Genomic DNA, 24,933 nt, shown 5'->3' on the forward strand with positions numbered 1-24,933 from the left:
TGCGCCCGATTGGCAAAGCGACTACACTAGCGGGCTTCGGCCCGCTTTTGTTTTCGGGCGCACCAATCTCCAAGGAAACTGAATGAGTCTTGCAAGGCTGATCGGCGGTTTCGTCCGCCGGCACTGGCATGCCTATGTCTCGTCGGCCTTCATGCTGGCCGGCGTCGCCATCTGTACGGTCTTGATTCCACGCAAGGTCGGCGCCCTGGTCGACGGCCTCGCCGCGCACAGCCTGGACCGGCACGCGCTGCTGGTGGGCCTCGCCCAGCTGCTCGGCCTCGGCGTGGCGATCTACGTGCTACGCGTGGGCTGGCGCATCCGCCTGTATTCGGCCGCCTACAACCTGGGCGTCGAGCTGCGCACCCGCCTGTACGCGCGCCTGGCCGCCCAGGGACCGGCCTTCTACCAGCGCCAGCGCACCGGCGACCTGATGGCGCTCGCCACCAACGACATCGACGCCATCGAAATGGCGGCCGGCGAAGCGATGCTGGCCGGCTTCGACGGCACCCTGACCCTGGTCATGGTGCTGGGCATCATGACACTCGGGGTCGACCCGCGCCTGGCCGGCGTCGCCCTACTGCCCTTCCCGCTGATGGCTTTCGCATTCTGGCGCATCTCGAGCCAGGTCCACACGGCCGAAGCGGACGCGCTGAAACGCTTTTCAAGCCTGAACGACCATGTGCAGGAATCGCTGTCGGGCGTGCGGACCCTGCGCGCCCTCGGCCTCGAAGAGCGCAGCGCAGCGCAGTTCAGCGAACTGGCCGGTAACGCGGCCGCCGCCAGCCTCACGGCCCAGCGCTGGGAAGCCGCCTACGAGCCGGCCGTGGGCCTGACCCTCACCGCCGCCACCGGCCTGACCCTGGGCCTGGGTGGCTACCTGGTCTGGAACAACGAACTGACGGTGGGTGCGCTGACCAGCTTCTCGATGTACCTGGGCCAGCTGATCTGGCCGATGTTCGCGGCCGGCTGGGTGCTGTCCCTGATCGAGCGCGGCAAAGCCGGCCTGGCGCGCCTGCAGCCGCTGCTCGACATGCCGCTCACGGTCGAGGACAAGGGCACGCTCGAGATCATCGGCCGCGGCCCGCTGGCGTTAGATAGCGTGCGCTTCTCCTACCATGAGGCCGAGCGCCCGGCCCTGGACGGCGTGTCGGTGACGCTGCAGCCGGGCCAGACCCTGGGCCTGGTCGGTCCGACGGGCGCCGGCAAGTCGACCCTGCTGCGCGTGCTGCTGCGCCAGGCCACGCCGCAGCACGGCGCGGTTACCTGGGCCGGGCAGCCGCTGGAGGCGTATCGCCTCGAAGCCTTGCGCGCAGCCATGAGCTGGGTGCCGCAGGAATCCTTCCTGTTCTCGGCCACGATTGCGGAAAACATCGCGCTGGCCCGCCCGGGCGCTTCGCGCACCGAGATCGAGGAAGCGGCCCGGATGGCATCGATCCACGACGACATCCTGCGCTTCCCGCATGGCTACGACACCCCGGTCGGCGAAAAGGGCATCACCCTCTCCGGCGGCCAGCGCCAGCGCGTCGCCATCGCGCGCGCCCTGCTGGCCGACAGCGCCCTGCTGCTGCTCGACGACGCCCTGTCGGCGGTGGACACCGGCACCGAGACCGGCATCCTGGAACACCTGGACGAGCTGCGCGCCGCGCGGCCGGAGCGCGCCGCCATCATCGCCAGCCACCGCCTGTCGGCGGTGGTGCGGGCCGACCACATCGTGGTGCTGCGCGACGGCCGCATCACGGAAAGCGGCACCCACGACGAACTCTTGCTGCTGGACGGCTGGTATGCCAGCCAATGGCGCTATCAACAACTGGAGGCCAGCATTGACGCCGACTGACAAAGAGCTGAAGGAGGAAGGAGGAGCGAACATGCGCGCCCAGACGGCGCAGGCGGCGCGCCTGCTGCGCCGCGCGGCCGATCCCGACCGCCGCCACCTGTACTGGGCCACCTTCTGGCTCGCCATCGCCGCCGGCCTGGAGGTGCTCGGTCCCCTGCTGGGCAAGGCCCTGATCGACGACCACCTCCTGACGCGCAACCTGGACTGGCAGCGCATGTCGCTGCTGCTGGGTGGCCTGGTGGTGACCGGCTGGGCTTCGTCCTGGATCCGCTACCTGCAGCTGATCCGCCTGTCCGGCCTGGCGATGCGCTCGGTGCGGCGCCTGCGCGAATGGGTCTATGGCCACGTGCTGCGCCTGCCGATGGCCTTCTTCGACCGCGCCATCACCGGCCAGCTGGTGAGCCGCGTGACCAATGACACCGAGGCGGTCAAGACCCTGTACATCCAGGTGCTGTTCGTGATGCTCGACTCGACCATCGTACTGGTCGGGACCATGGCCGCCATGGCCTGGCTCGACTGGCGCCTGATGCTGGTGGTGCTGGCGCTGGTGCCGGCGGTGGTCGGCATTGTCTGGCTCTACCAGCGCCTGTCGGCGCCGGCCGTGACCCGCGCGCGCGCCCTGCGCAGCGACATCAACGGCCAGATGGCCGAATCGATCGGCGGCATGAGCGTCCTACAGGCCAGCAATGCCCAGCAGCGCTTCGGTGAGCGCTTCATGAACACCAACCGCGCGCACCGCAAGGCGCGCCTGGCCGAGCTGCGCGCCAACGCTTTCCTGCTGCGCCCGGCGCTGGACCTGCTCAACGTGGTGCTGCTCACCATCGTGATCTACGGCTTCGGCCAGCGCCAGATGAATGCGGTGGAAGTGGGCGTGCTGTACGCCTTCATCAGCTACATCGCGCGCGTGGTCGAGCCGCTGATCCAGATCACCATGCAGTTCAGCGGCCTGCAGCAGGCGGTGGTGGCCACCGCGCGCGTGTCCACCCTGCTCGACGAGGCCGGCGCGGCCGAACATGCCGCCGGGCGTATTGGTAACGAGGCCGCCTTCGACCCCAGGGCGCCGGCAGTGCGCGTGCGCCACGTGAACTTCGCCTATGTGGAGGGCCAGCGCGTGCTGCACGACCTGTCGCTCGACATCCCGCAGGGCGCCTTCTTCGGCATCGTCGGCCATACCGGCAGCGGCAAGTCGACCCTGCTCTCGCTGCTGCTGCGCTACTACACGGCGGATGAGGGCAGCATCGAGATCGGCGGCCTGCCGCTCGCCTCGATCGGCAACGAGCGCTTCCGCAACGAAGTCGGCCTGGTGCCGCAGGACCCGTTCATCCTGGCCGCCAGCGCGCGCGAGAACATCGACATGGGCCGCGGCCTGCCGCTCGAGCGCATCGAGGCAGCGGCGCGGGCGGCGCACGCGCACGGCTTCATCGCGGCGCTGGAACAGGGCTACGAGACCCAGCTGGGCGAAGGCGGCTCGCGCCTGTCCTCGGGACAGAAACAGCTGGTGGCGATCGCACGCGCGCTGGCCGGCCAGCCGCGCATCCTGCTGCTGGACGAAGCGACCTCGCGCATCGACAGCGCCACCGAGCAGATCGTGCAGGAAGCGCTGGAAGAACTGCGCGGCAAGGTGACCATCATCGCGATCGCGCACCGCCTCTCCACCATCCGCGCGGCCGACCGCATCATCGTGCTGAACCACGGCCGCATCACGGAAGCCGGCTCGCACGAAGACCTGATGCGCATCGAGGGCGGCCTGTACCAGCGCCTGTACCTGCTGCAGCAGATCGCCCTGTAGTCAGGCGCCGGGGCGGCGCAGGTCGCGCACGACCTGCGCCGCGACCTTGTCAAGCGCCGGAAAATGCTGCCCCAGGCCCTGCTGCAGGGCTGCCGGCACGCTGTCGGCGCACCAGCCGTGGCGCATGCACAGTTCCAGGGTGCCCACCGCCTCCGGCCCGCACTCCGCGCCCAGGCGGCACACGACCATGGCCTCGCCAAACGCGGCGCCCGGCGCAGCCGTGGACATGTGCGCCACCACCGCAGCCGCCGCCAGCGGGGCGATCATTTCGGGATTGCCCTGCTCGAAGGCCCGGCCCAGCATGCCGGCCCTGCCCTCGGCGCCGTCGGCCGACAAGAAGCCGAACACGGTGTCCAGCACGGCGTCTGCGCCCGGATCGGGATCCTTCGCCGCCCGCAGTTCGCGCCGCGCATCCTGCAGGCCCTCCGGGCTGAAGTCGCAGCGCCGCTGCAGCTCGGCGGCGGCCTGGCGGCGCGCCGGCGGCAGGGCCGCCGGGTCCTGCTCCAGCACCCGCTCGCAGATCGACAGGGCCTGCGCCGCGTAGTAGAGGGCGCCCTTGCCCGGCTTGCGCACGGCATCGTAGAAGAACTCGCGCAGGCTGCGGGCGCGGCCGAACCTGGCATGGGTAGCGAACCACGCCGTGTCCACCCGCTGCGGCGCGGCGGACGGAATGGCGGCAAGCACCTTTGGAAGCAGCGCTGGTGTGGCGCTTCGCAGCGGGACGGGGGACGGCGCCGGCAAGGCCACGGCGGGCGGCTGCGGCGCTGGAACGGTCAGTGCGACGACAGCGGCTAGCAGTGCGCTGAGCACGATGCCGATGGCGATTTCACGAAGTCGCATGTGGCTGGCAACTCATCGGCTTGCCGACATCGTATCAAGCCTTCGACCAGTTGAAGCAGCCCGCCGGCACGCCCGCACCACTGACCAGCAGCGCCCCATGCCGGTAGAAGTCCCAGCGCTTTTCGCTTGGCACGGCCACCACCACCACGCCCATCGCGCGGTCGCTCCATACCAGGCGCGCGTCCAGCGCATCGAGCGCAGCGTACACCTCGCGCGGGCCCGCGCCGGGCTGGAACACCACGGTGGCAAAGCCGGTTTGCGCCGGCGGGACCAGTGCCCAGGCGCCGGCGCCCGCGCTCACCGCCGCCAGCAACAGCATCGCGGCCGCACCATGCAGGCCAGGGCCTCCGCCGCGGCGGCGCAGGCGCAGGCCGATCAAGAGCGGGACGATGCCGAACAGCGCCAACCAGAGGAGGTCCCACAGCAGCGGCTTGTCGCTGTCGATGCGGATGCGGTGGATCCCCAGCAGCCAGTGCGACAGCAGAGCGTCGACCACGTGCCAGATGCCGAAGCCCACCAGGGCCGCCCCCACCAGCGGCCAGCCCCAGTTCCCCTGTCCACGCCTGTGCAAGCGCCACAGGCCGGCGAGGCCCGCCAGCGCGATCAGGTACATCAGCGCGTGAAAGTAGCCATCCCACAGCACCTGCAGGCGCAGGTCGTCGATGCCGGGCACCAGGCTCAAAAGGTGGTGCCATTGCAGGATCTGGTGCAGCAGGATGCCGTCGAAGAAGCCGCCGAGCGCAAAGCCGAGCACGGCGCCCCAACGGAACCATGGTGTTTTCCACATCGCGTTCACCTCGGGTGGGGACAGGTCCGGGCCAGTATAGCCCGGTCATCCCGAAGCACCTGCACCATTCGCACGGGATCAGGCGCAGCCGTTTGCGACAAGTGGTCACAAACAGGTGATGAGCGTGCGTCACGTCTGGCCGCGGCGATGTGTCATTTTGGTGACAAACTAGAGAAATTGAAATTTCCATTTTGCAACAGGCCTATAATGGATTGCTACAAAACAGATGTGACGCTGTCGGTTTTTGAAATCTCTCATGCCTTCCTTCCTAACTCGCACGCTCTTGCGCGCCCGCCCCGTGGCGCTCGCCGCGGCACTGTGCATTGGGCCGGCTGCAATCGCAGGCGAAACCGTGCCACTGGCCCAGCGCCTGGCGGAAATCCGTGAGGTGAACAGGTACGTTCCCGAACGTGGCCTGCCGATGCTGCTGCAGATCGAGCAGGAAGGCCGCGCTGCGCCGCTGCCGGAGCGCATCGACTTCCTCAACCAGCTGGCGAACAGCTATGAAGGCGTCGGCAAGCTCGCCGAAGCAACTGCAGTCGCGGACGAGCTGGTGGCGCTCGGCCACACGCACAAGGACAATGTCGCCCTCGCGCGGGGCCTGCTGCGCAAGGGCTATATCGCTTACCGCCGTTCGGAACTGGCAGAATCGCACCGCCTGATCTGGGAAGCGGAACGACTGGCCTACACCACCGACAACATCGACCTGAAGATCCGCGCGACGATTTCCGCCGGCGAGTCGTTCCGCGAAGAAGGTAACTTCCCCAAGGCGCTCGAACGCGTGCAGGCGGCGGTGGCCCTGGCGCGCAGGCATGGCGACCCGACGCACATCGTCGTGTCCCTGAATGCACTGATCGCGCTGTACGAGCAGATGCGCGAGTACGACAAGGGTTTCGAAGCCCTGGCCGAAGCCGTCGAGGCGGCACAGAAAACGAGCTCGCTCGGCCGCATGGCAACGCTCAAGCATGCCGAATACGGCCTGGCGGCGGCCACCGGCCAATACCAGCGCGGCCTGAAAGCGCTGCAGGAAGGCCTGGCCATCGAACGGCTCATCGGCGCCGATTCGCAGGCGGGGTATTCGATGGTCAACCTGTCCGACTGCTACCTGAAGCTGCGCGACTACCGCAACGCGGCGCGCTACGCCGAACTGGCGATCGAGGCGGCGCGCACGCTGAACGACGCCGGGCTGGAAGCGACGGCGCGCCTGAACCTGGGCCAGGCTTACCTGGCCAGCGGCCGCCTGGCGGACGGCAAGCGCCACATCGAAGCCGGCATGTCGGGCTACGAGAACCTGGGCGACCAGCCGCAACTGCAGGCGGTACTGGTGGAATATGGCCAGGCGCTGGAACGCGCCGGCGACCTGCCGGGCGCGCTGCGCGCCTATCACCGCGAACGCACGATTTCGAACGAGCTGTTCGAGAAGCGCCGCCAGCGCGCCATGCTCGACCTGCAGGAAAAGTACGAGACCGAAAAGAAGCAGCGCCAGATCGAGCTGCTGCGCAGCGAGAACGAAGTCAACCGGCTGGAACGGCGCGTCTGGTGGCTGCTGGCGGCCCTCTTTGCACTGGCGTCGGTCGTGGTTGGCCTGCTGTACCGCAAGGTGCGCCAGGCCAACGCCAAGCTCTACGAAAAGAACAAGGAACTCAAGCAGCAAAGCGTGCGCGATCCGCTGACCGGGCTGTACAACCGCCGCCACTTCCTGGAATACATGCGCACCATGCCGCAGCCGGAGCTGCAGGCCAGCGCCGAGCAGTGCGGCGCCCTCTTCCTGCTCGACGTCGACCATTTCAAGCACATCAACGATACCTGGGGCCACGCGGCCGGCGACGCGGTGCTGACGGCGATCTCAAGCAGCCTGCGCGAGATCCTGCGCGAGACCGACATGATCGTGCGCTGGGGCGGCGAGGAATTCCTGGCCTTCTTGCCGAGCATCCCGCGCGCCGGGCTGGACGAGGTGGCGCAGCGCATCCTGTCCGGCATCTCGGCGGTGCGGATCGTGCACGGCGGCCATAGCCTGGGCGTGAACGTGTCGATCGGCTTCGCCCCCTTCCCGCTTGCCTGCGGCGCCCTGGTGCTGCCGTGGGAGCGCGCCGTCAACATCGTGGACATGGCGCTGTACCTGGCCAAGGCGCACGGGCGCAACCGCGCGTATGGCGTGCAGGGCTTTGGCGACCCGGCGCGGGTGGATATGGAAGAGATCGAGCAGAACCTCGAAGGCGCCTGGCGCGCCGGGCAGGTCAAGCTGTCGGTGGTGCTGGGGAGTCAGATGGAGATGCGCGCCAGCGCGTAAACGTGGTTGTAGGGTGGGCGAGTTCCTCGCCCACGCGGCGATCGTTTGCGGTTCCACTTCCGTAACGGATGATCTCGCTGCCGACGATCACCGCGTGGGCGGAGAATCCGCCCACCCTACGGTCTAACTAGATTCAATCCGCCGCGTCCTGGATCTTCTCGCCGGCATCCTCCACCTTCTTGCCGACCTCCTCGGTCGCCCGCTTCAACCCACCCTTGGCATCGCGGGTCGCATCCTTGATCTTCTCGCGTGCTTCCTCGGCGGCGCGGTCGGCCTTGGCCAGCTCCTTGTCGAGCTGGTGCGTCACCTTCGCGCCGGCATCGTCCAGCGCCTTGCCGGCGCGTTGCGCCGGTCCTAGTGCCTCTTCATTACGGCTGCAGCCTGCCAGCGCGGCAAGCAGCAGCAGCGTGCCCAACATGTGCGTTTTCATGCCTGACTCCCGACTGTCTGCTTGCCAAACAGAATACACCCACCGCCGAAAACACGGCTGACCGTTGAGCAGTGTAAGCACTCGCTTACTCGCCGCGCGTCGGATCTGCGAGAGGATGGTCGCGCTCGTCCCGGATTTCCTGCTCCAGCTTGCGGGTCTCGTCGTCCGTCCCCCAGCGTTTGGTAAAGGTCGCCAAACGCGCCAGCGCCTTGTCGTAGGTGCGGGCGCGGCGCAGCTTGGTGATGGCGCCGCGGGTGTCCTCCCAGGCCTTGGCGCGCTGCTCCGCGCGGGTGCAGTCGGCGGCCGCCTTGTTCAGCGACTGCTGCACCTGGCGCAGCTGCTCCGGCGTGGCGCGGGTGTCGCGCAGTGCAATCAGTTCGTCCTGTGCTTCGCGCGCCTTGCATTCGACAGCCAGCGCCACCGCCCGGTCCATGCGCCGTTCGATGCGCGTGCCCTCGGGGCGCACCACCATCCAGATCAGCCACAGCGCGGCGAGCGAGATGATCCACCAGCGCATCCGGATCGGTTCGCGCCGCGGCGGCGCTGCCGGGGAAGGACTCGCCGCGGCGCCGCGGCCGATGCCGGGCGGCGGCGGGATGCCCTGTCCCGGCGGCTGCGCCTGCGCAGCGTGCGCTTGCGGCTGCGGCCGGGCGGCCGGCGGCGGCAAGGGCGCGACGGTCGGCGTTGGTGTCGGCGCTGCCGCCTGGGCCGCTGCCTGGGCCGGGACCGGCGGCGGGACAGGACGCGGCGTCTCCGCCTGCGGCTTGTCCAGCACCGGCGGCGTCAGTGGCGCCACCACGGGCTGCGCCGCCTGGGCGGTGCCGCACCAGGGGCAGAAGTTCACCCGCCTCGGCATCAGGCGCCCGCAGTGCGGGCCGATGCAGCGGTAGACCGCGTCGTCTTGCACCATGCCGTCCTTCATTCGGGGTCCGGGATGCCGTCGGAGACGCCACGATCGGCGTCGTCGGGATCGGGAATCGCGTCAGCCAGCACCGCCGCCAGTTCGGGCAGCGCGCCCACCGTGCTCCATTTGTCCTGCTTCGGATTCCAGGCCATGTTCCAGGCGCGGGTGCTGCCATCGATCTCGCCGCGTCCGGCCTGCTGCGCGATCTCGGCGATCGTGAACGGACCGCGCTGGGCGCCCTGCACGAACAGCTTGTAAAGCGGCACGGTCGGGCTGCTTGCCGGCTGCACCGGCGGCGCGTGGTTCACCAGCCCGGCCGGGCGGCGCTGCAGCACGGCAGCCGCCAGCTCGTCGCTCTGCAGGTACTGCGGCAGGATCACGCGCTTGTCCACCGGCCGCTCGACTTCCCAGCTGTAGGCGTCGCTGGCCGAATCCGGCACTGTTTCGGTCCACTGCTGGATACTTGTCAGCGCGGTTTCGATCTGGCTTGGGGACAGGGTCGGGTCGAGCGCGGCGGCGCGGCGGATCCACGCGTCGTACAGGCGCCGTGCGGTGATGTTCGGTAGCGAGGGCGACGGCAGCTGGGCCCCGGTCTCGTCCACTTCCAGGCGCGGCTCGTAGACGCGCAGCTGATAGTGGCGCATCAAGCCGGCCAGCAGCACCAGCTGGTGCGGACCCACATTGGCCAGGCGGTGGCGCACGGCCCCGATCACGCCGTCGCGGTAGTAAGGCGGCAGGCCGTTGGAGCGGATCGCGTACTCGTTGCCGATCTGGAGCCACTCGCCCGATCCCGGCTCGACCTCGAACAGGTACTGGCCGCGCGGCTGGAAGCTGGCTTCGCGGTCGCCCAGGTCGGCCTTGCGGCGGATGACGCCGAGCGCGATCGCCTGCAGGAACCATTCATAGTCGTCGGCCAGGCGATTCAGCTCGTCCATCGAAGGCGAGAGCGGATGGCGGAAGCGCGTGGCGTCGAAATGCAGGTGGGTCGGGATCTTCGGGTTCTCGATCTGGTACGAGGCGCGCCAGGTCGGCAGGCCGCGCAGCACCGTCATCGGATAGCCCGACAGCTCGATGTAGCACACCGCCTTGCCGGCGATGCCGGTGTTGACGATCGAGATCAGGTCACCGTGGAAGTACCCGGTCGGCACCGCGGCGCGCAGCTCCGCTTCCATCTTGCGCCAGGCGGCGACGTCGCCGACGCCGATGAAGCACTTGAACTGGTCGGCGTTCGGCGTGAACTCGGCCGAGAAGCGTGCGTTCACCCAGGGCATGGCGCTGCGGATCCACTCGGCGAACACGCGCTGGCGTTCCTGCGGCGTCATCGACGATAGGCGCTCGAGCAGCGGGTCGACGGGTTCCGGCTGCTCCAGCTCCTGGGTCGAAAGCTGCAGCTGGGCGCGGCGGAACAGTTTCAGCAGCAGGTCGGCGCGCAGGCGCTCGTCGCCCAGCTGCGGGAACAGGCGCGCCGAGCCGCCGAACTCCAGCAGCACCTCTTCGCTCCAGGCGCTGACGTCGCCCGTCAGGCGCACAGGAGGCGGCAGCACGTCGCCGGCGATCTTGATGTAGGTGGCGTGCTCCTGGCGCGCATCGGCGCGCAGCTGGCTGATGCGCTGGTCGGCCGCCAGCAGCATGGCCTGGACCTGGCGCCGGCCCTCCTGGAATTCGCCGGCGACGCCGCTCCACTGGGCGTTGCCATGCTCGTCGGTCGACTGCGGCTCGCCCAGCCAGGCCGACATGTTGCGCATCACCTCGATCGACTGGTTCGCTGCGACCGCCAGCAGGTGGAAGCGCAGGTAGTCGGCGATGTCGCGCTTGAGGTGGTTCATCACCTCGCGCGCCTGCGGCTCCTTGCCGAACAGGCGGCCGGATGCCTGCGACAGGTTGTTCAGCGATTCCTCGACCTGGCGCGTGCGCAGGGCGTCGCGGATGTCGCGGTAGCGGCGGCCGTTGCGCTCGGCGTTGCCGAGGTCGCGCTGGGCCAGGCGCGCCTTGACCTGTTCCAGCAGGGAGAGCACGAATTCGAGCCCGCCCTGCTTGCGGTCGTCCAGCAGCGCGTACAGGCGATCGCGCACCCGCGTCTTGAGGCGTGCCGTGACCTCGCCGGTGTGGCGCTTGATGCGGTCTTCGCTGGTCTCGGCGGTAGCCCCGGCTTCGCGGATGGCGTCGCGCTCGAGCTGGGGCAGCAGCTCGGCCACCTTCTCGCGCCACTGCTTGATATCGTAGGAAGCCATGATGCGGTCGACCTCGAGCTGCACCTTGCTTTCCACGCGCTCGAGCAGCAGGCGCCCGTCCTTGTCCAGCAGGAGCGTGCCGGTGAGGGCATATTCCGGGAAGGGCGTGACGTCCACCGTGCCCTTGCGGAAGTCGGGGAAAACGTCGAAGGGGCGCTCGGCCATGTCCATCTGCTCGCGCATGAAGCTGTCGCGCTCCTGGTCCCCTGCCCGCCTTGCCGCAGTTGTGTCACCCTTGCCGTCGGTGCCGAACAGGCCGAAGAAGGCCTTCACCATCAGCCCGGCCAGCTCGTAGGCGCGGATATCGTCGCGCAGGCTTTGCTGGGTGTCCAGCACGGCCTGCCCAAAGGCGGAGTACACCTTGGAATAGGACAGGCGCATGTCGCCGAAGCGCTGCTCCGGCACGCGGGCGTTGTAGGGCCCCAGCTTGTGCTGCTGCTGGTTGACTGCCACCGAGCGCTTGCGGTTGGCGAAATCCGCTGAAGCAAAATCTTCGAACAGGGTGTCGGCCACCATCTGGTAGACGTCCTTGACGTCGAGGGTGGCCTTGTTGGCCAGGTTTGCGGTGTCGACGAAATACACATCGTCGAACGGCGCGCCGCGCCCGGTGATGCTGTCCGGGTCCATCCAGTGGACCTGCGCGTTCATGTCGCGCATCGCCGTTTCCAGCTCCATCAGGGTGGCGTAGGCGTTCGCTTCGGTGCGCTCCTTGTTGGCCTTGGCGAAGCCGCCCGGCATCAGGAGCACCAGGTCGACCTGGCTATCCGAGACCTCCTGGCGCGCGATCGCTTTCGACAGCCAGCCGAGATCCAGCACGCTGCCGGCGCCGGTGCCGCCTGCGCAGGAAGCGATGACAACGATCCGGAACTTCGAGGTATCCACCTGCAGGCCGAGGCGCTGGTAGTTTTCCTTGCGCTCGATGCCCGCGTTACTGCTCAGGAAATTCAGGGCGCCCTTGATGCGTCCCCGCAGCTTGGGGTACTTGTCGAACAAGTACAGGCGCGCCAGCGCGCGGATCTGCCCTGCCCCTTTCGACGGGTCGATGCCGAGCGAACGCAGTTTCTTGGGACGCAGCGGCATCCAGCTTTCGATCAGCGGGAAGCGCGCCAGGCTGTCGTCGGACTCGTGGTATTGCGGCAGGTCGAGGGTCTCGACCAGGCGTTCCTCGTCGCTGAGCTTTACCAACTCGTACCAGGGATCGGTGCGCTGCGACTTGCCTTCGTCGATGACGGCATTGTTGTCGAGATCGAAGTGGAGGAAGCGCGCCACGGGGAAATCGGCGATCGACTCCACGCGCGTTGGGTGGTGCCGGTTCCACACCGCCGACAGGATGCGGCGACGGATGCGCATCATCACTTCCATGCCGGTGCCGCCGGCGCCGATGAAGAGCGTCGGGCGCAGGTCGACTTTGAGTTCCGCTTTGGCGTTCAGGGCTGCGGGGTTCGGGAAATCTGCCATATCGTTCTCGATCAAGAAATCAGCGACGGCCGATGAACAGCGCGGCCACCAGCGCCACCAGCCCCACCGCCACCAGCGGCCCGGTAACGGCGAAGGTCAGGAACTTGCTGGCATTGATGATGGCCAGCACCGCGGCGGCCGACAGGAAGCCCAGGCCCACGAACAGCAGCCAGCCGGCACTGCCTGCCGACGAAGGCGCCACGCGCCGTACCACCAGGTGGTGCACGTAGGCGTTGCGCACGAAGAAGTACACCACCAGCAGGACGAGGAAGACCGCCGCGCCGATCGCCAGGTCGCGCGTCGAGGTGTCGGTGGCTGCTACCGGTGCGGTCTCGGTGCCCGGCACCACCTCGACCGGACGGCCGGCGGTTTCCGGTAAGGTCTGCGGCAGCGTATCCTGGGGCGACGCCGATTCTTCCGGTAGCTTGAAGCCGGGATCGGCTGGCGAGGGGGCGGAGGGTTTCTGGGTGCCTTGCATGGGGTTTCCTTTCTTTTTTATTGTTAGCGTCCGAGCCTCACCTGCGCACCGTCGCGCAGGTCGGTCAGCTGGTGGCCGAACAGGGTGGTCTTGAGCATCGCCACCTGGGCGCCGGCCTTGTCGTAGATCGGCTGCGTGGTGCCGGGCCGCGCGCGCATGGTGCGCAGCTCGTCCTCGACGGTGACCTGGGCCACGCGCGGCCGGCCATAGGCCCAGGCCGCGGCGCCGGCCGCCGCCAGCAGCGCCAGCGCGATGCCGCCCAGCGCCGCCAGCGGACCCATGCCGTAGTGGACCCGCACCTCGATCGGCAGCACCGCGTTGGAGGCCTGGATGCTTGCCGGCGGGGTGAAGATATCCGGCAGTGGGTCGCCCGGGAACAGCGCGGCCATGCGTTCGCGGAAGGCCTGCGACAGCGCCAGCCGCTGGTCGGCCAGGTGCAGCTCGATCCGGCCCGGCAGCACATAGGCCGAACCGGCCGACTTGAGCGCCGCCATCGACCACTTGTCGGGCAGCTGGGCCACCGGCAGCTGCATCGTCGAAGCCAGCGGCTGCGGCTTGCCCGGCGCCAGGCTGCTGACGCGGCTGCTGGCCAGTTCGATCTTGCGGTCCTCGCCCGCAAGGAGTGAGCGCGCACCCAGCGTCGCCGAGACGATGGTGTAGGGGTACATTGTGTTTTCGAGGTTCCAACGGATGCGGGCACGCGGCGTGCGCGCATCCGGATCGACGTCGGCGCGCAGCGCGCCGCCTGGGGCCTGCGAGAAGGCGACGCCGGGCGCATCCTCAACCTGGGCCGGCGCCAGGCGCACGGTATCGCGATCGAGCGGCTTCAAGCGCGCGGGCTGCTCGGTGATCACGCTGGCGATGCGGCCGGAGGCGAGCAGCGCGTCGAGCGCACGGCTGCCCTCCTTGCCGACGGCGAAGGCGTAGATCATCAGCCCGTTGGCCTGGTAGTGCTTCCCCTGGACCGGCATGCGCAGTGGGAAGGCCGCCACCTTGTCGATCGCCTGTCCCCGGTGGATGAGCTCATAGAACTCGCGGTTGCGCGCCGCCGTGGCCTGGTCATTGTTGGGGCTGTTGCGGTTGTTGGTGGCGAGCCAGACGATGCCCGGCTTGCCGCCCAGCGCGGTGGTGATTGCCGCCTGCACCGCTTCGCCGAGGTCGGTGTCGGCCAGCGCCGCGCTGCCCGGCTTGCGGGCCGTATCGAGACCGGCCAGCGCCGCGTTCACGCGGCTGCGCACCGTCTTGGCGTCGGCCTTGAGCGAGAGCAGCGCCTTCGGCGAGGGCGCGCCGGGGAGCGACTGGTTGAAGCTTGCCAGCACCAGTGCGTCGCCCGGCTGCACGACGGCGCCGGCCAGGGCTCCCACCAGCGGCTTGAACTGCGATTGGGGATCGCTGTAGAAGGGCTCCATCCAGCCCGAGTTCTGCACCAGGAACACGTGCGGCGTCGCCCATGCGCCCGTCGCAAACGACAACAGCGCCAGCGCGGCGACACATTGCCGGATAAACGTCCTCATGCCGCCTCTTCCAGGCGCCAGCCGCGCATCGCATTCCAGTCAGGATGGTGCAGCCACAGGCAGCCGTCGTACACGAAGGGCACGCATTCGAGCGGCCGTGCCAGGCGCACCACTTCGTCGAGGATCACGTTGCGCCGGCCGATCCATTCGATCGTGGTGCGCGCGATCACGCGGTTTTCCAGCGCGTCCTCGGCGCGGCCGGTGACCTTGTGCATGCGCAGCACCAGTCCGCTCGGCTGGCTGCGGTTGTTGTTGAAGGCGCGTAGCAGCGGCAGCACCAGGGTTTCGTCCTGGTTCAGGTCTTCGATATGCTCGCCGGCCCATGGCTCGTCGACCACCGGATGGCCGCGCCGGAACAGGAAGTTGGCAAAGCCCAGGCGCGCGCCGTCGATCGGCATGGTCTCGGGCCGCTCGCTGCCGAGTTCCAGGAAGGAGTAGCCCTGGCCATCATGGCCGATGTGCCACAGGCGCCCGTCGCGGCTCTGGGTCGGGCCGCCGAATTCCAGGCGCGGCTGCCAGCCCGGCGGCCAGGGCGTGAACAGCGGCGCTTCGCCCGGACGCCAGGCCAGCTGGCCCTGCTCGTGCAGCCAGAACAGGCGCCCGTCGTAGCCGATCGGGCGCGACCAGTTTGAGGCCGGCACATCCGGGCAGGCATATTCTTCGACGCTGTCGATGTCGACGCGCGCGCTCCACAAGCGCACAGCGCCGTCGGGCGCCACCAGGCAGGCGATGTGGCGGCGCATGGCGCCGGGCGCGGCCACCAGCGGCGCCTGCAGCACCGGTTCCAGGCGGTAGGTCTCGCTCACCGGGTTGATCCACAGGCGCTGCAGGCCGCCATTGGTGGGGACGATGGCGACTTCGCTGCGGCGCGGCTCGAGCACCGGCAGCCAGGCATAGTGTGAAGCCGTGAAGGCCAGGCTGCCCGCACCCTCGTCCGGCGCCATCACATGCCACAGGCCAGCCACCGGATCCCAGTACTGCAGCACGCCGCGGGTATGGGCCAGCGCCAGCAGGCGCTGTTCGGGGAAACCGTAATGGGCGGCGGCAAACACGCAATACGAATTGGGCGGCACCGGCATGCTCCGGTCGCAACGCCCCGGATGCGGCGCGGCCGGGCGTTCTTCGAGGCTGTCCCCCAGCGGGAGCGAGCTCACCGGCAGGCCATGCGGCACGTGGCGCGGCAGCATGGCGTCCTCGCCTGGCCCCCACCAGCCGGGCTGGCGCGAGGGCGTGCCGGACAGGCGCTGCAGGGGCTTGCCGCAGTTCGGGCAGAAGGCGAAACCTTCGGGGTAGATGGGAGCGCAGCCGCAGGCCGTGGGGAGCGAGGCGCCGAGCAGACGGGCGATATCGGGTAGACGCGCGGGCAGGCCGCCCGATGCATGGGCCTGCCAGTCGATGTGGCCCAGCCCTTCGCTCGCCACCAGCGCGAACTGCCCGCTACGCTCGTCTTCCTGCCAGACACTGGCAGGCGTTTCCCATCGGTATGTCATCCGTCGCCCTGTGCCTCAGATAATTGATCGAAATCTAGTTGATGCCGTGTTGTTGTTGCACAAATCATAGCGCCGGCCACTGCCGCGCGGCGCGCCGTACACGGGGTAGCGCGCCCTGACACCCGAAGGATCAATAGATGAGCCAATTGCGGCCCCAGGCGCGGAACTTTTGGCCAACATACGTATAATGGCGCCGATTTCCCCTTCATTTCCGTCGAACATGCATACCCCCGCTGCACCCGAACCCCTTGCGCAGGATGCGCTGCCCGCCCACGCCGTCGAGGCCGCAACCCGGCACCTGGGCGACATCCTGAGGGTCGCCGTCGAGCACGGTCCGGGGCACGGGGCGCTGGTGGTCTACGACGAACGCACCGCCCTGTCGCGCGCGCTGCTGGCAGGCTACCGGCGCAATCTGCCAGATGCACGTTTCGTTGACTTCGACGCCACCACGCCGGACGAGGTGCTGGCGGCCTTCCGCGCGATGGCGCCGAAGGACCTGGTGGTGCTGGTCCAGTCGACCAATTTCCGCCTCGACGGCTTTCGCATCCGGGTCGAACTGTTCAAGCTGGGCCTGAAGGTGATCGAGCACGTGCATCTGTCGCGCATGCCGGGCCCGCAGTCCGAGCACTACATCGAAGCGCTGGCCTACGACCCGGCCTACTTTCGCGGTACCGGGCGCGCGCTCAAGGAGCGCATCGACGTGGCGACGCATGCGCGCGTGCTCGGTGGCGGCGAAACCCTGTACTTTTCTTCGCCGTTCGAGCCGGCCAAGCTGAATGTGGGCGACTACAGCGAAATGCACAATGTCGGCGGCCAGTTCCCGATCGGCGAAGTGTTCACCGAAGCGCTCGACCTGGAAGCGGTGCACGGCCGGGTGCAGGTGCACGTCTTCGGCGACACCAATTACCGTTCCAATCGTCCTGAGCTGCCGGTGACCCTGGTCATCGAGCGCGGGCGCGTGGTGGGCACGGAGAACGCCACCCCGGCCTTCCAGGAAGTGCTGGACAAGATCACTGCGGACGAAGGCGAAGTCTGGGTGCGCGAACTGGGCTTCGGCCTGAACCGCGCCTTCACCCGCGAACGCCGCGTGGACGACATCGGCACCTACGAGCGCATGTGCGGCATCCACCTGTCGCTCGGCGCCAAGCACGGCGTGTATCCGAAACCGGGCTTCAAGCGCAAGGATGCGCGCTACCACATCGACGTATTCGCAGTCACGGACGCCGTCTACCTGGGCGAGGAACGTGTTTACGCGGACGGCGAGTGGATTTGTAACAAGTAACTTTCCGGCACGCCACAAGTGCTACCATGGCTCGTTTGTAACCATTTCGTGGGGCGTTCCATGGCAGGAAATGCAATTTCTTGCGTCGATGAGATCCAGGCAATCGGTGCTGTGCCGAAGATCCTGGAAACCGTCGCCGCCATGACCGGCCTGCGTTTCGTGTGCATCGCCCACGTGACCCCGGACTCATGGACCGCCTGCGCCGTCCTCGACAAGCTCGAATTCGGCCTCAAGCCAGGCGATCCGCTCGACGTCACCACCACCCTGTGCGAAGAAGTGCGCGACACCGGCGCCGCCGTCATCATCGATCACGTGAGCGAAAGCGAGCGCTATCGCGACCACCACACGCCGCGCATCTACGGCTTCCAGAGCTACTTCTCGATTCCCGTGTTCCGCCCGAACGGCCAGTACTTCGGCACCCTGTGCGGCCTGGACCCGGAACCGGCGCGCCTGACCGATGCCGTCACCGTCTCGACGCTGCAGCTGTTCACCGAGCTGATCGCCAAGCAGCTCGAGAGCGAGCAGTCGCTGGGCGAAGCGCGCGCGGCCCTGCTGGACGAGCGCGAGACCGCCGAGCTGCGCGAGCAGTTCATCGCCGTGCTCGGACACGACCTGCGCACCCCGCTCGGCTCGGTGCTCTCGGCCAGCGAGATCCTGCTGCTCAAGCACCAGGACCCATCGACCCGCCAGGTGGTCGAACGCATCCGCCGCAGTACCCGCCGCATGGCGGCGCTGGTCGAGGACGTGGTCGACTTCACGCGCGGCCGCATGGGCAGCGGCATCGCGCTCGACCTGCGTCCGGTGCGGGGCGCCGACCTGCGGCTCTACGATGTGGTGGACGAGCTCTCGGGCCTGTATCCCGAGCGCCTGATCGACACCGCGATCCAGCCCGGCCTGTCGCTGCACTGCGACCCCGAGCGGCTGGCGCAGCTGCTGTCCAACCTGCTCAAGAACGCGCTGGTGCACGGCAGCGAACATCATCCGGTCTTCGTCGTCGCCCACGTGCGCGAGGGCCGCTTCACGCTGCGCGTCACCAACGGCGGCCCCGACCTGAGCCCCGCCGTCATCGCACAGCTCCTGAAGCCCTACTGGCGCGCCGCCTCGCGCGCCGGCAGCGAAGGCCTTGGACTGGGCCTGTACATCGTCGACCAGATCGCGCGCGGCCATGGCGGCACGATCGACGTCGGCTCGAGCGCCGGCTCGACCTCCTTCACCTTCACCATGGCCGCCGACGCGCCGGCCTAGCGCGGCGCTTGCGCTAACTGTTCCATTTCCCGATACTGCTTACCGATGAGGTAACACGACAACGCAGACGGGAGACAGGATGGACGCAGTTCTTGGAAGGCGCGCATTCACGGCATGCGCATTGGGTAGCCTGATGTTGGCCTGGCTTCCTGCCCAGGCGCAGGATGCGGAATCGATCGCGCGCATCGAACGCGGGCTGCGCCCGGCGGTCGCGATCCAGGGCGCGAAGCTCGAGACGCGCACCCTGGCCGCCGAGATGGCGCGCCTGAACGTGCCGGGCGTGAGCATCGCCGTCATCCGCGGCGGCAAGCTCGCCTGGGCCAGGGGCTATGGCGTGACCCATGCGAACGGCCAGCCGGTGACGCCGCAAACCCTGTTCCAGGCGGCTTCGATCAGCAAGCCCGTCGCCGCGATGGGCGCCCTCAAGATGGTCGAAGCGGGCCAGCTCGACCTCGACGCCGACATCAATACCGTTCTCACCAGCTGGAAGCTGCCGCCTGGTCCGGCCAAGCGCCCTGCTACCCTGCGCCAGCTGCTGTCGCACACGGCCGGCACCACGGTCTCGGGCTTCCCGGGCTATGCCGCCGGCACCCAGGTGCCAGGCCTGGTGCAGGTGCTGGACGGCGCCGCGCCCGCCAATACCGGACCAGTGCGCATCGAGGGCATGCCGGGCGACGCCTGGAAGTATTCGGGCGGCGGCTACAGCATCGTGCAGCAGGCCATGATCGACCGCTCCGGCCGGCCCTTCGACGCACTGATGGAAGAGATGGTCCTGAAGCCGCTCGGCATGAGCGACAGCAGCTTTGCCCAGCCCCTACCCACCGCCCTGCTGGCGCACGCCGCCCTGCCGCACAACGCGAAAGGCGTGGCCTACCCGGGCGGCGCCTACACCTATCCGGAACTGGCGGCGGCCGGCATGTGGACGACCCCGACCGACCTGGCGAAATTCGCGCTCGCCGTGCAGCGCGGCGCTGCCGGCGGCGATGCCGTGCTGTCGCCGACCATGACGCGCACCATGCTGCGCCCGGTGATGAACAACTACGCCCTCGGCGTGGAAATCGACGGCAAGGCCCCGCAGCACGCCTTCGGCCACGGTGGCAGCAACATGGGTTACCAGAATTCGCTGTACGCCTATGTCCAGCGCGGCGAAGGCGCGGTCGTCATGACGAATGGCGATGCCGGCGCCGAACTGGCGCAGGAACTGATCCGCGCGGTCGCCGCCGAGTACCGCTGGCCGACCTACCAGACCGTGATGCGCAAGGCGATCACCCTGCCGGCCGCCACCCGCGCCAAGCTGGTCGGGCGCTACGAGATCAAGGGACTGGGCAGCTTCGACATCGCCGAGCGCGAGGGCAAGCTGATGGTGGCGCTGCGCGACAACCAGTGGGAACCGCTGTACGCGGAATCGGCGCGCACGCTATTCGTGCTGTCGCGCGAGCTGGAGCTGCACATGGCGGACAAGGGCGGGCGGCTGAAGAGCGGCTCGTTCGACGTCGCCTTTACGCGGCAGCGCTGAAGCTTGATGTCGGAGTGCGTAGCGGGCAGGCGTCCAGCGGTTCGGCCAGGCGCTGCGCCAATCCTGCACGCAGTTCCGTGAGGCCCGCGATGCGGGCGTCGATATCCGCCAGCTTGCGCTCCAGGGCCGCCCGCAGCTCCGCGCCGGAGGTGGCCGGGTCCTGCAACAGCGGCATGCCCGCCTCGATCTCGGCCAGCGTGAAACCCAGCGACTGGGCGGTGCGCAGGTAGCACAACCACTCGACCGCTTCCGGCGGATAGTCGCGGTAGCCGTTGCCGCGCCGGCGCGCCGTCAACAGGCCGCGCGCTTCATAAAAACGCAGCGTGTCGCGGCTCAGGCTTGTTGCCGCCGCCAGTTCTCCGATCTGCATCCACCTTCTCCCAAAAAAAGCGCTTGACCCTGGAGTGTACTCCAGGCTTGAGGATGTGGACTTCGCAAGCAACGGAGTCCCGCCATGCCGATTTCCCTCCACACCAACCGCCGCATCGTCAGGGCCAGCGCCATTTATGACCTGCTGGTGACCGCCGCCTTCGCCACGCCCTGGACCTTTGCCCTCGTCCACGGCCAGCTCTCCTCCTTGAACGTTCTGTTGGGCGGCGAGGCCCTGCCCGCCTTCATGCCCTTCCATATGTTGTTCGCCTGCCTGTTGGGCAGCATCGTGCTGGTCTGGTCGGTGTTGCGCATGCTCGAGCCGACCCAGCGCCTGGGACGTTTCGACGGCGTCGGGCGCTTCCTGTTCTCGCTGTGGATGGCCTGGTGCCTGGCGGTGACAGGGGCGCCGATGCTGTGGCTGTTCGTAGTGCCGGAATTCGCCTGGGGCGTAGCACAGTGGTGGCCGGTGCGCCGCGATTCCTGATGCCCGCATCATGGTTCGACGTGTGCAGGTGAGCATCGATATTTCCATATGGATAGAGCACTGTTCCATAGACAGGAATAGAATGCTGTATTCGCTTCCTACAAGTCACCTCACCGGGTTCCCCGACAGGTCATGTGACATGCAGCCGGCCCGATCGACTCGCTCACACTGGCTCACCATGTCCCCTCTTGTCCTCGTCGCGGAAAGCGATGAACTAACACGCCTGACCCTGCTCTACATGCTGGATGCGCTGGGCTATATCGCCAGTGGCGTCGACGACCTGGACGATATGTTCAGCGCAATGGAACGGGTGGCCTTCGATATCCTGATCGCCAGCCTTACTTTCCATGATCCCGATGCGGCAGTGATTGCGAGGGAAGCCAAACTGCGTCAACCCGGGATCAAGGTGATCGTCGCAAGCGGGTACTATCCAGCAGAACAGCTGAAGCCGTGCATCGACGCCTTCGTCCAGAAACCATTTACGATGGCACAGATGGACGCGGCAATCAGGCAGTTCGGATTCACCGCATAGCTCGGCCCTGCGCTTGCACCTGACGCGACGACAGCTGTGAAAGCAGTCATATCTGATTAGAATACGCCATGCTCAGCAACGAACAACGTGACCTGTACCGACGCGACGGTTTTCTCGTCCTGCCCGGCTTCAAGAATCTCGACGAGATCGCAGCACTGCGCCAGCGTGCAGAGCAAATCGTCGACGCCTTCGACCCGACCGAGTCGCGCGCCATCTTCACGACCAAAGACCAGGAACGCGCCAGCGACGCCTGGTTCCTCGGCTCGGACAACACGGTGCGCTGCTTCTTCGAGGAAGAGGCCTTCGACCCAAGCGGCCAGCTGCGCCAGGCCAAGGCGCTGTCGATCAACAAGATCGGCCACGCGATGCACGACCTCGACCCGGTGTTCGATGCCTTCACCCGCGACCCGAAGCTGGCTGCCGTGGCGCGCGACCTCGGCCTCGAGCAGCCGCAGGTCTGGCAATCCATGTACATCTTCAAGCAGCCGGGCATCGGCGGCGAGGTGCGCTGGCACCAGGATGCGACCTTCTTCGACAGCGATCCGATCACCGTGACCACCTTCTGGTTCGCGCTGGAAGATGCCACCGTCGACAACGGCTGCCTGTGGGCCGAACCGGGCGGCCACCGCGGCCCGCTGCGCGAACGCTTCCTGCGCGACGGGGACCGCATCACGATGGAAAAGCTCGATAGCACTCCCTGGCCCGACGCCAGCACGGCCGTCCCACTGGAAGCGAAGGCCGGCACCCTGGTGTGCTTCCACGGCCTGCTGCCCCACTACAGCGCACCGAACCGCTCGCCGGTGTCGCGCCACGCGTTCACGTTGCATGCGACCGATGGCCGGGCAGTCTACTCGCCGCGCAACTGGATCCAGCGCCAGGACGACTTCCCGGTGCGCAGCTTCGGTCCAACCGCATAAGCCCAGGTTCTCCCCTCGGCAGAGATACATATGCATCATGTATCAGCTTTTTTACAATTCCACCGAACAATTGACTATTAGGTAAAGCTAGAATAGTTTTTCCTATTCCAATTAAAATTCCAGGGGAAATATGATACGTCTGCCCATCGGACTGGCCGCGCTATTCCTGAGCGCCTCGGTACTGGCCGCTCCTCCTTTCGACGACAAGTTCCGCCAGCTCGACGAGCTGCTGCCGACGCCGGGCGCCGTACGCACCGCTTCCGGCGCGCCGGGCCACGCCTACTGGCAGCAGCGCGCCGACTACACGATGCGCGCCACGCTCGACGAGAACAAGCGCGCCATCAGCGGTTCGGGCAGCATCACGTACCACAACAACTCCCCTGATACGCTGAAATACCTCTGGCTGCAGCTGGACGAGAACATCTACAAGCCGGATTCGGCAGCCCGCCGCACCGCCGTGCTGCCTTCGCGCGAAGCCTGGCAGGCGCGCGGCAACGACGGCGTCAAGTTCGACGCCCTGCGCACCCTCCTCGAAGGCAATGCCTTCGAGGGCGGCTTCAATGTCCGCAATGTGCGCGACAGCGGCGGCCGTCCGCTGAAGTACACCATCAACGGCACCATGATGCGCATCGACCTGCCGCAATCGCTGCGTCCGGGCGCCAAGGTCTCGTTCAGCCTCGACTGGAACTACAACATCAACGAGCAGAAGATCCTCGGCGGCCGTTCGGGCTACGAGAAGTTCGATGACAAGAACGACCTGTTCGAGATCGCCCTGTGGTTCCCGCGCATGGCGGCCTACTATGACGTCTACGGCTGGCAGCACAAGCAGTTCCTGGGCGCCGGCGAATTCACGCTGGAGTTCGGCGACTATGACGTCCGCATCACCGTGCCGTCCGACCACATCGTCGCCTCCACCGGCGAACTGCAGAACCCGGGCGAAGTCCTGACCAGCGCCCAGCGCGAGCGCCTGCGCCAGGCGCGCACCGCCAAGAAGCCGGTCCTGATCGTGACCCAGGCCGAAGCCGAAGCCGCCGAGAAGGGCCGCGCCACCACCAACAAGACCTGGCACTTCAAGGCCAAGAACGTGCGCGACTTCGCGTTCGCATCGAGCCGCAAGTTCATCTGGGATGCGCAGGGCGTCAAGTCGGGCGACACCGACGTGATGGCCATGTCCTACTACCCGAAAGAGGGCAACCCGCTGTGGGAGCGCTACTCGACCCACGCGATCATCCACACCATCGAGCAGTACAACAAGTACTCGTTCGACTATCCCTACCCGACCGCGATCTCCGTGAACGGCCCGGTGGGCGGCATGGAATACCCGATGATCTCGTTCAACGGCCCGCGTCCGGTCAAGGACAAGAAGACTGGTGAACTGACCTACTCGAAGCGCACCAAGTACGGCCTGATCGGCGTGATCATCCACGAAGTGGGCCACAACTACTTCCCGATGATCGTCAACTCGGACGAGCGCCAGTGGACCTGGATGGACGAGGGCATCAACTCCTTCGTGCAGTCGCTGGCCCAGGAAGCCTGGGAAGAAGACTGGGAAGAGATGCGCGGCCATCCGCGCCAGATCGTCGAGTACATGCGCAGCCAGAACCAGGTGCCGATCATGACCAACTCGGAGTCGCTGCTCCAGTTCGGCAACAACGCCTATGCCAAGCCGGCCGCCGCGCTGAACGTGCTGCGCGAGACTATTCTCGGCCGCGAGCTGTTCGACTTCGCCTTCAAGGAATACGCCCAGCGCTGGAAGTTCAAGCGCCCGACCCCGGCCGACTTCTTCCGCACGATGGAAGACGCCTCCGGCACGGACCTCGACTGGTTCTGGCGCGGCTGGTTCTACACCACCGACCCGGTGGACATCAGCGTCGATGGCATCACTGAGTACACGGTCAGCACCAAGGATCCGGAAATCGAAAAGGCCTGGGCGCGCGCACGCAAGCAGTCCGAGCCGATCTCGATCACCGACCAGCGCAACAAGGGCATGGAGCGCCGCGTGGACCGCTTCCCCGAGCTGAAGGACTTCTACAACGAGAACGACGACTTCACCGTCACCAACAAGGACCGCAACAGGTTCAACGAAACGGTAGCGGGCCTGGAAGACTGGGAAAAGAACCTGCTCAAGGAAGGCAAGCGCCTGTACCTGGTGGACTTCTCGAACAAGGGTGGCCTGGTCATGCCGCTGATCGTCGAGATCACCACCAAGAGCGGCAAGAAGTATATCGAGCGCATCCCGGCCGAAGTGTGGCGCTACTCGCCGAAGAAGATCACCAAGCTGTTCATCGCGGACGAGGAGATCGTGAGCCTGGTACAGGACCCGTACTGGGAGACCGCCGACATCGACGTCAGCAACAACGCCTGGCCGGCCAAGCCCGTCCCTTCGCGCCTGGAGCTGTTCAAGACCGAGCGTGATCCAGCCACCGGCAACCTGATGCGCGACTTCAACACCAAGCTGGCGCCGCCGAAGACCCCGGGCCAGGCCGAGGCGCCGAAGTCCGAGTAAGGCAGCGTGAACACATGGGTGGAGGAGACTCCGC

The 24,933-nt window shown here is 67.3% G+C and carries 19 protein-coding genes; 10 read left to right on the forward strand and 9 right to left on the reverse strand.

What is annotated here, in order from left to right:
• Positions 1-82: 82 nt before the first annotated feature.
• Both LK542_RS16630 and LK542_RS16635 read left to right on the forward strand, forming a co-directional pair.
• Complete coding sequence (locus LK542_RS16630; protein ID WP_227812739.1) at positions 83-1,834, forward strand: ABC transporter ATP-binding protein; 1,752 nt, start codon at positions 83-85, stop codon at positions 1,832-1,834.
• Positions 1,835-1,865: 31 nt separating this feature from the next.
• Positions 1,866-3,623: an ABC transporter ATP-binding protein gene (locus LK542_RS16635; protein WP_227812791.1), complete on the forward strand. Its 1,758-nt coding sequence runs from the start codon at positions 1,866-1,868 to the stop codon at positions 3,621-3,623.
• Here the strand turns inward: LK542_RS16635 and LK542_RS16640 are convergent, their stop codons facing one another.
• Complete coding sequence (locus LK542_RS16640; protein WP_227812740.1) at positions 3,624-4,463, reverse strand: hypothetical protein; 840 nt, start codon at positions 4,461-4,463, stop codon at positions 3,624-3,626.
• A 34-nt stretch (positions 4,464-4,497) separates the two neighbouring features.
• The gene (locus tag LK542_RS16645; RefSeq protein WP_227812741.1) at positions 4,498-5,250 is read right to left on the reverse strand and encodes a DUF2243 domain-containing protein; all 753 of its coding nucleotides are present in this window, start codon (positions 5,248-5,250) and stop codon (positions 4,498-4,500) included.
• A gap of 256 nt (positions 5,251-5,506) precedes the next feature.
• On the opposite strand from LK542_RS16645, the gene LK542_RS16650 reads away from it, so the two are divergent.
• On the forward strand, positions 5,507-7,540 hold the full coding sequence (locus LK542_RS16650; RefSeq protein WP_227812742.1) for a diguanylate cyclase domain-containing protein: 2,034 nt from the start codon (positions 5,507-5,509) through the stop codon (positions 7,538-7,540).
• A gap of 133 nt (positions 7,541-7,673) precedes the next feature.
• Here LK542_RS16650 and LK542_RS16655 read toward each other — a convergent pair whose 3' ends face one another.
• From LK542_RS16655 to LK542_RS16680, 6 genes are all read right to left on the reverse strand, one after another.
• Positions 7,674-7,970, reverse strand: a complete 297-nt coding sequence (locus LK542_RS16655; protein WP_227799571.1) for a hypothetical protein — start codon at positions 7,968-7,970, stop codon at positions 7,674-7,676.
• Between the two features lie 85 nt (positions 7,971-8,055).
• Positions 8,056-8,880 carry a zinc ribbon domain-containing protein gene (locus LK542_RS16660; RefSeq protein ID WP_227812743.1) on the reverse strand — a complete coding sequence of 275 codons (825 nt, stop codon included), beginning with the start codon at positions 8,878-8,880 and terminating at the stop codon, positions 8,056-8,058.
• An 8-nt stretch (positions 8,881-8,888) separates the two neighbouring features.
• Positions 8,889-12,563, reverse strand: a complete 3,675-nt coding sequence (locus LK542_RS16665) for a tubulin-like doman-containing protein (RefSeq protein WP_227812744.1) — start codon at positions 12,561-12,563, stop codon at positions 8,889-8,891.
• 19 nt (positions 12,564-12,582) lie between these two features.
• Entirely contained in the window at positions 12,583-13,041 is a 459-nt protein-coding gene (locus LK542_RS16670; protein ID WP_227799574.1) for a hypothetical protein, read from the reverse strand.
• Between the two features lie 23 nt (positions 13,042-13,064).
• Positions 13,065-14,555, reverse strand: a complete 1,491-nt coding sequence (locus LK542_RS16675) for a hypothetical protein (protein WP_227812745.1) — start codon at positions 14,553-14,555, stop codon at positions 13,065-13,067.
• Positions 14,552-16,045 (reverse strand): hypothetical protein, encoded by a 1,494-nt coding sequence (locus LK542_RS16680; protein ID WP_227812746.1) that lies wholly within the window; start codon positions 16,043-16,045, stop codon positions 14,552-14,554. The genes LK542_RS16675 and LK542_RS16680 overlap by 4 nt, the downstream gene beginning before the upstream one ends.
• Before the next feature lie 220 nt (positions 16,046-16,265).
• Between LK542_RS16680 and LK542_RS16685 the strand changes: the two genes are divergently transcribed.
• The 3 genes from LK542_RS16685 to LK542_RS16695 all read left to right on the forward strand — a co-directional run bounded on the left by LK542_RS16685 (position 16,266) and on the right by LK542_RS16695 (position 20,088).
• Complete coding sequence (locus LK542_RS16685; protein WP_227812747.1) at positions 16,266-17,327, forward strand: hypothetical protein; 1,062 nt, start codon at positions 16,266-16,268, stop codon at positions 17,325-17,327.
• A 60-nt stretch (positions 17,328-17,387) separates the two neighbouring features.
• The gene (locus LK542_RS16690; RefSeq protein ID WP_227799578.1) at positions 17,388-18,572 is read left to right on the forward strand and encodes an ATP-binding protein; all 1,185 of its coding nucleotides are present in this window, start codon (positions 17,388-17,390) and stop codon (positions 18,570-18,572) included.
• A gap of 133 nt (positions 18,573-18,705) precedes the next feature.
• A complete protein-coding gene (locus tag LK542_RS16695) occupies positions 18,706-20,088 on the forward strand; it encodes a serine hydrolase (RefSeq protein WP_227812748.1) in 1,383 nt (460 codons plus the stop codon).
• On the opposite strand, the gene LK542_RS16700 is transcribed toward LK542_RS16695, so the two are convergent.
• Complete coding sequence (locus tag LK542_RS16700; RefSeq protein ID WP_227812749.1) at positions 20,072-20,458, reverse strand: MerR family transcriptional regulator; 387 nt, start codon at positions 20,456-20,458, stop codon at positions 20,072-20,074. The genes LK542_RS16695 and LK542_RS16700 overlap by 17 nt on opposite strands.
• Before the next feature lie 84 nt (positions 20,459-20,542).
• Between LK542_RS16700 and LK542_RS16705 the strand changes: the two genes are divergently transcribed.
• From LK542_RS16705 to LK542_RS16720, 4 genes are all read left to right on the forward strand, one after another.
• Positions 20,543-20,944, forward strand: a complete 402-nt coding sequence (locus LK542_RS16705; protein WP_227812750.1) for a hypothetical protein — start codon at positions 20,543-20,545, stop codon at positions 20,942-20,944.
• A gap of 178 nt (positions 20,945-21,122) precedes the next feature.
• Positions 21,123-21,476 carry a hypothetical protein gene (locus LK542_RS16710; protein ID WP_227812751.1) on the forward strand — a complete coding sequence of 118 codons (354 nt, stop codon included), beginning with the start codon at positions 21,123-21,125 and terminating at the stop codon, positions 21,474-21,476.
• A 68-nt stretch (positions 21,477-21,544) separates the two neighbouring features.
• Entirely contained in the window at positions 21,545-22,393 is an 849-nt protein-coding gene (locus LK542_RS16715; protein WP_227812752.1) for a phytanoyl-CoA dioxygenase family protein, read from the forward strand.
• Positions 22,394-22,523: 130 nt separating this feature from the next.
• Positions 22,524-24,899, forward strand: a complete 2,376-nt coding sequence (locus LK542_RS16720; RefSeq protein ID WP_227812753.1) for a M1 family metallopeptidase — start codon at positions 22,524-22,526, stop codon at positions 24,897-24,899.
• The last annotated feature ends 34 nt before the right edge of the window (positions 24,900-24,933 follow it).

This window comes from Massilia sp. IC2-477, from assembly GCF_020707265.1.
Taxonomy (GTDB): domain Bacteria; phylum Pseudomonadota; class Gammaproteobacteria; order Burkholderiales; family Burkholderiaceae_D; genus Telluria.